At 41.9% G+C, this 6,652-nt stretch carries 5 protein-coding genes and 1 pseudogene; 4 read left to right on the forward strand and 2 right to left on the reverse strand.

Going from position 1 to position 6,652, the window contains the following annotated elements; genetic code table 11:
• Window positions 1–452: 452 nt before the first annotated feature.
• Both EWV84_RS09350 and EWV84_RS09355 read right to left on the reverse strand, forming a co-directional pair.
• Window positions 453–2,000, reverse strand: a complete 1,548-nt coding sequence (locus EWV84_RS09350; RefSeq protein ID WP_287077788.1) for a mercuric reductase — start codon at window positions 1,998–2,000, stop codon at window positions 453–455.
• Window positions 2,001–2,263: 263 nt separating this feature from the next.
• On the reverse strand, window positions 2,264–3,019 hold the full coding sequence (locus EWV84_RS09355; protein WP_287077789.1) for a TVP38/TMEM64 family protein: 756 nt from the start codon (window positions 3,017–3,019) through the stop codon (window positions 2,264–2,266).
• A gap of 264 nt (window positions 3,020–3,283) precedes the next feature.
• Between EWV84_RS09355 and EWV84_RS09360 the strand changes: the two genes are divergently transcribed.
• The 4 genes and pseudogenes from EWV84_RS09360 to EWV84_RS09375 form a co-directional block, all read left to right on the forward strand.
• Window positions 3,284–4,669 (forward strand): cytochrome P450, encoded by a 1,386-nt coding sequence (locus tag EWV84_RS09360; protein ID WP_287077792.1) that lies wholly within the window; start codon window positions 3,284–3,286, stop codon window positions 4,667–4,669.
• Window positions 4,670–4,754: 85 nt separating this feature from the next.
• Complete coding sequence (gene msrP / locus EWV84_RS09365) at window positions 4,755–5,738, forward strand: protein-methionine-sulfoxide reductase catalytic subunit MsrP (protein ID WP_287077790.1); 984 nt, start codon at window positions 4,755–4,757, stop codon at window positions 5,736–5,738.
• A gap of 43 nt (window positions 5,739–5,781) precedes the next feature.
• Window positions 5,782–6,246 (forward strand): DUF29 domain-containing protein, encoded by a 465-nt coding sequence (locus tag EWV84_RS09370; protein ID WP_287077791.1) that lies wholly within the window; start codon window positions 5,782–5,784, stop codon window positions 6,244–6,246.
• Window positions 6,247–6,400: 154 nt separating this feature from the next.
• Window positions 6,401–6,652, forward strand: a pseudogene (locus EWV84_RS09375) (IS1/IS1595 family N-terminal zinc-binding domain-containing protein); the annotation flags it as partial.

Consider the following 6,652-nt stretch of genomic DNA (forward strand, 5'->3'; position numbering starts at 1 on the left):
TTTTGTCAATCAAAAAGTGCCAGCGATTGGAGTGATTGGGGGGAAAATTCCGGGACTTTTTCCCTGAAAATTAGGTAATTGACCACCTGAAAATCGGTAAAACCCTACACCCCACACCCCACACCCTACACCCTACCCCCACCAACAAACTTTTTGCCGCAAACCCTAGTTATTGGAGAGTGGGAGTTGGGGAGTATTTTCAGTTATCAGTAAACAGTAACCAGTAACCAGTAATCAGTGAAAAGAAAACGCAACTCTGATAAGCTGTTCGTAATTTAAATTGCTTGGGCCAGACGAGGCAAGAGGCAAGAGGCAAGAGGCAACAGTAAAGGGATTGGGGGAGATTCGGCTAATCTTAAGAATAAGCGCTTTAAATGCGTCTTAGCTTAACTGATAGCTGATAGCTGATAACTGATAACTGATAACTGATAACTGATAACTGATAACTGATTTTAAGGCGATAATTTAGTCAACAATGCCAAGAATTTTTGACTATTAGGAGTCAAGAGAGTTCGGCGATAGGCATCGGCGGCTTTTTTAATCGCTTCCGCTTGGGTGGGATAGGGATGAATAACACTAGAGAGTTTACTCAGTCCGATTTTAGCAACCATAGCGGTAGTAATTTGGGAAATCATCTCACCGGCGTGGGAGGCGACGATAGTGGCTCCTAAAATTTGGTCGGAACCTTGTTTGTGAATAATTTTTAAAAAACCTGCTGTTTCCCCATCAGCGATAGCTCGATCGACTATACTCAAAGGAATTTTAATAGTATTAGTGGCCAATCCCCGGGCTTGTGCTTGGGTTTCATCCATGCCCACATGGGCGATTTCTGGGTCGGTATAAGTGACCCAAGGCATAACTAAATTACTGAGCTTATTGCGTCCGAAACCGAAGGGAGAAAAGAGAGTATTTTTAATCACAATACGGGCGGCTGCATCGGCAGCATGGGTAAATTTCCAATCCAGACAGATATCACCGGCTGCATAAATTTTCGGGTTAGTAGTTTGCAGATAATCATTAACTTTGACTCCCCGACGAGTATCGTATTCCACGGCCACCGCTTCTAAATTTAATCCTGACACATTAGGCTCCCGGCCTGCACCGACTAAAATCTCATCGACGGTGATAGTTGCTCCTTGACCGTTGCTAGTATATTCAATGGTTTTACCCCGCTCATGTTTTGTCACCCGTTCAATTTGGCAGGAGAGAATTAATTGCATTCCTTCCCGCAGCAAAGTATTCTCAATAATTTCGGATGCTTCTTGGTCTTCTTTATTCAAAAGATGGGAATGATTATGAAATAAAATCACCTGCACGCCTAACCGTTGAAAAGCTTGAGCTAATTCACAACCAATCGGCCCGCCACCGATAACAGCTAATCGAGGAGGTAATTCTGTTAGGGAAAAAATTGTTTCATTGGTATAAAATTCCGCCTCTTTTAGTCCGGGGATATGGGGATGAAAAGCCCTAGCACCAGTGGCAATGACGGCTTTTTTATAATCGAGGGTTTTTCCCGTCACTTCCACAGCATTTTGTCCTAAAAAACGAGCGCTACCCAAGAAGACATCGATACCTAGTTTTTGGAAACGTTGCACCGAATCATTATGGCTAATATCGGCGCGAATTTGCCGCATTCTGGTCATGACTCTGGCAAAATCTACCCTAGTATCCCCAATATTAATTCCTAATTTTTTGGCTTGCTCAATTTCCCCGATAATTCTAGAGGAACGAATCAGACATTTAGAAGGAACACAACCGAAATTGAGGCAATCTCCCCCCATGAGGTGTTTTTCCACTAAAGCCACTTTTAAACCTATATCTAAACCCGCAGCCCCAGCCGCTACGACTAAACCCGCAGTACCCGCACCAATGACGACTAAATCATAACAATCTTGGGGTTGTGGATTGACCCAATCGGCAGGATGAAGATAATTAACTAATTTTTGATTATGTTCGTCCATGGGGAGAACATTAACTTCCCTAGAGCTATTTTCAAACATATTAGACCTCTTGTAAAAATCAAAAATTGTTGTTAGGGTTAGGAGTCAGTAGCCGGTCGTCAGTAGTCAGGAGAATTAAGAATGAATAATAATCAGTTAAATGGTCTATTTACAGAGTTTATGCAATTTAATTCTTATTTTTGCCGTTTTTGAACCCTGAAAAATTAATTATGCAAGAGGTTTATCTTAACACCCCACACCCCACACCCTACTTCCCCACTTCCCCACACCCCACACCCCACACCCTGACTGATAACCGATGACTATTCACTGATAACTGATGCCAGGGCTTGACGGGCAATTTTCGTGACGTAGAGGGTGACGGCAACGGTAGCGATAAAACCGATCAGGCGAATAGTCCATTGTAAAACTGGGTTAGTGGCTGGTGCCGAGGTCCCGATAGTGGCAAGATTGCCGGCTAAAGAGCCAATATAAACATACATTATTGTCCCCGGAATCATGCCTGCGGAACCTAGTAGATAATCTTTCAGGGAAACCCCGGTGACACCATAGGCATAATTGAGCAGATTAAAAGGAAATACGGGAGATAAACGGGTTAAAAGCACTATTTTTAAGCCTTCTCTCCCCACAGCTTCATCGATAGCTTGAAATTTATTATTACCTTGAATTTTTTCCGCTACCCAACCCCTAGCCAGATAACGTCCCACCAGAAAAGCGGCAGTAGCGCCGATAGTTGCCCCGATAAAGACGTAAAAAGAGCCTAAAACCACGCCAAAAACCACACCAGCCCCGAAAGTCAGGATTGAACCGGGAAAAAAGGCCACAGTAGCTAGAATATAGATAATTATAAACGCGATCGCTCCCACGCCTCCCAAACTATCCACCCAAGTTAAGGCATTGAAAAGAATAGTTTGAGGATTAAAACCGGTGGAGGCACTGGATTGGAGGGCAAAAGCGGGGGGAGTAGTCAGGAGAAAAACAAGGCTAAATGTAGTTAATAACAGTAAATGCCTGATAATCACAGTTTTTTCTAAGGGCAAAAACTTGGAAATAATCATAAAAAGTCCCTATAAGGAATGAAAAAAGAGAGATTGAACTATAGAAGCGAATTAAATAGAACTGGGAGCTATTCTACCCTAGTTATCATTGTTCAGACCAGAAAGCCAAGCCTGAAACTTCCCAGAAAATCCCCCTCTCTGGGAGAAGATAAGACAACCAACAGCCCGGTAATTTTTGCTCTTTACTTGATATTACACCTTGCCGTCTCTGGGGAAAAAATGTCACAATTAGAAATAATTAGCATTGGATATAGCAATCAATCTATGAAAATCATCCCCAAGGTCAAAGCACCTACCTTCCTGCAAATGGCACAATGGATCATTAATCCCGTAGCTTTTATGGAAAATGCCGCCCGCAAGCATGGCGATATTTTTAGCACGAAAGTGGGTTTAACTGTAGATAATTTTATCTTTATCAGTAGTCCTGCGGCCCTACAACAGCTTTTAACTAATGACCGTAAACAATTCTCGGCCCCGGGGGAAGCCAATCGGATTATTGCCCCGATTATTGGTGATTATTCCGTCGTCATGTTAGACGGAGATATCCACAAAAAACGCCGTCAGCTTTTATTGCCACCTTTTCACGGGGAAAGAATGCGTTTGTACGGCGATTTAATCCGCGATATTACCCTGAGAGTAATGGCAGAATTGCCCGAAAATCAACCTTTAAAAGCCCGTTCAGCGACCACAGCGATTGCTTTACAAGTAATTATGGAGGCAGTTTTTGGAATTAGTCAAGGGGAACGTTATCAAACCCTGAAAAAAACTCTCGCTGAAATGCTCGATATTTTTAACTCTCCGGTGATGGCTTCTTTATTATTTTTCCCCATTTTGCGGGCTGATTTTGGTTCCTGGAGTCCCTGGGGAAAATACCAGCGTTACCAAGAAAAAATTGATGATATTATCTACACAGAAATTGCCGAAAGAAAAGCTAATCCTAACCCCAATCGCACCGATATTTTATCACTACTGATGTCGGCCCGGGATGAAGAAGGCAACCCGATGAGCGATAAGGAATTGCGCGATGAATTAATGACCTTATTATTCGCAGGTCATGAAACCACGGCCACTGCTATGTCTTGGGTGCTATACTGGACCCATCGCTACCCAGAAATTAAAGCAAAAATTCTGCAAGAAATAGCCACTTTAGGAGATAATCCTAACCCGATTGATATGACTAGATTACCCTATCTTTCGGCGGTTTGTTCGGAAACTTTACGCATTCATCCCGTGGGAATGTTAACTTTTCCGCGAGTAGTGGAAGAACCGGTAGAACTAGATGGTTATCCTTTAGAAAAAGGGACAATTCTTATGGGTTGTATTTATCTAGCTCACCACCGCGAGCAAACTTTCCCCGATTCCCATACTTTTAAACCAGAACGCTTTTTAGAAAAACAATTCACCCCCTACGAATATATGCCTTTTGGTGGTGGGGCGCGTCGTTGTATCGGGGAAGTTTTAGCTATTTACGAGATGAAAATCGCTATCGCCACAATTTTAGCCAATTATCAGTTAACTCTAGTTAATAATACCCCCGAAAAACCCAGCCGCCGCGGTGTAACCCTTGCTCCCTCGCGAGGAGTTCCCATGGTCTTAAAAGGACGACGGGAACCTCTGGTGACTGCCCCGATGCTCGCCGAAATTTCTTAACAAAACTGACAAACTATTGTACAATCAGAGTTGTGGTATCCTCTATCATAACTCTGTTTTTTTGTCAATAAAATTGGGGATAATTATGGTCTTAATTCGTTTAGCTAAATCTTGGCAAATTTCCGAAAATGAAGTTACTTCTGAAAGTGTTTATTTTAACCGTCGTCGCTTTTTACAGGGGTTAATCGGGGCAGGAATTGCGGGGAGTTCACTGTTATTAACTGCTTGTGGTAAATCCTCCTCCTCGGAAGCTTTAGAAAAAAGTTTGCAATTACCTAAAATTGAAGGGTTCAGCAAGAATCCGAATTTTTTAACTGTAAATCGCCCCATAGTTGCCGAAACTGTAGCGGGGAGATATAATAATTTTTATGAGTTCGGAGGGGGCAAAAATATCTGGTTAAAAGCGCAGAAATTACCGACGAATCCCTGGACGGTAGAAGTGGGAGGATTGGTAAAAAATCCCCAAACCTACGATATAGATACTATTAAAAAAACCTTTCCTCTCGAAGAAAGAATCTATCGTTTTCGTTGTGTGGAAGCTTGGTCAATGGTCTTACCTTGGCTAGGTTTTCCTATGAGTGCTTTAATCGCGGCAGTGGAACCAAAATCCGAAGCAAAATTCGTCCGTTTTACTTCCTTTTATGATCCCGAAATTACTAAAGGGCCAGGATTACATTTAGGAGCCTTACCTTGGCCCTATACAGAAGGTTTAAGAATTGAAGAAATGGCCAACGAATTAGCTTTCTTTGCCGTGGGAATTTTCGGTCATGATTTACCCAAACAACAGGGCGCACCCTTGCGAATGGTTATTCCTTGGAAATACGGTTTTAAAGGAGCAAAATCGATAGTAAAAATTGAATTTACCGCCAAACAACCCGCCACCTACTGGAACACAATTGACGCTCACGAATACGATTTTGAGGCTAATGTAAACCCCAGTAAACCCCATCCCCGTTGGTCGCAAGCAACGGAGAAATTTATCGGCAGTAGAAGTGATTTATCTTGGGAAATTATCGAAACTCTGCCCTATAATGGCTATAGTGAATATGTAGCTAGTTTATATAGTTAAATTCTATAATTATCCCCGTTTTATTAAGTTGAAGGAAGTATTTATGGATAATAAAACCCTGTACGAAGAAGACTTTTATCTCTGGATTAGAACTACCATTAATCAACTGCAAGCGAGACAGTTTGAGCGGGTAGATTTAGAGAATTTACTGGAGGAGTTAGCAAGTATGGGAAGGAGTGAAAAGCGCACAATTGAAAATCTTTTGATTCAATTGCTGGTACATTTGCTGAAACTAACTTACTGGACAGGAGAAAAAGCTAGAAATGAGGGTCACTGGAAAGGGGAAATTAGAAACTTTCGCCGACAAATAATCAAAGAAGTTAAAGATAGTCCTAGTCTGAAACCCTATATTCTCGAAATTTTCGATGAATGTTATCTTTCAGCCCGAAAAAATGCCAGTGATCGCTCTCAATTATCCCTCGATACTTTCCCCGCTATTCCCATTGGTTCCCTTGAACAAATTCTCGATGAAGATTGGTTTCCTGCGGGCGATAATCTGGAAATATAGCCATCAGTTAGGCTGCTCCATACTGCTGTAACAAAAAACGGTAATGATTTGGTAGTAGTGGCGTAGCCCTCTTGCTTACCTGGTATGAATTGTGTAAAATATTTATTAATAAAAATAATTGGCTCAAATCAGTCTTTAAACCTCTAGCTTGATCATGACTTTTCTGATAAATATCTTTTTCTGGCTCCTGTCTGGCTTACTCAAATATCAGTCTGGCACCGAACAAAATACCCCCTTCACCTCTATTCCCCTGTCCTAATTGTGGTTCTCACCATACGATCAAGAAGGGTTCTATTCATAATGGAAAACCCAAACGTCAATGTAAAGAATGTGGTCGTCAGTTTGTGATCAATCCCACTAATAAAACCGTATCTGACGAAACCAAACAATTAATTGATAAACTCTT

Source organism: Microcystis sp. M_QC_C_20170808_M3Col (genome assembly GCF_007095505.1).
Lineage (GTDB): Bacteria > Cyanobacteriota > Cyanobacteriia > Cyanobacteriales > Microcystaceae > Microcystis.

Excerpts from the sequence above, each read along its gene's own strand:
- EWV84_RS09350 (WP_287077788.1), bottom strand. The coding sequence starts at position 2,000 with ATGTTTGAAAATAGCTCTAGGGAAGTTAATGTTCTCCCCATGGACGAA.
- EWV84_RS09355 (WP_287077789.1), bottom strand. The coding sequence starts at position 3,019 with ATGATTATTTCCAAGTTTTTGCCCTTAGAAAAAACTGTGATTATCAGG.
- EWV84_RS09360 (WP_287077792.1), top strand. The coding sequence starts at position 3,284 with ATGAAAATCATCCCCAAGGTCAAAGCACCTACCTTCCTGCAAATGGCA.
- msrP (WP_287077790.1), top strand. The coding sequence starts at position 4,755 with ATGGTCTTAATTCGTTTAGCTAAATCTTGGCAAATTTCCGAAAATGAA.
- EWV84_RS09370 (WP_287077791.1), top strand. The coding sequence starts at position 5,782 with ATGGATAATAAAACCCTGTACGAAGAAGACTTTTATCTCTGGATTAGA.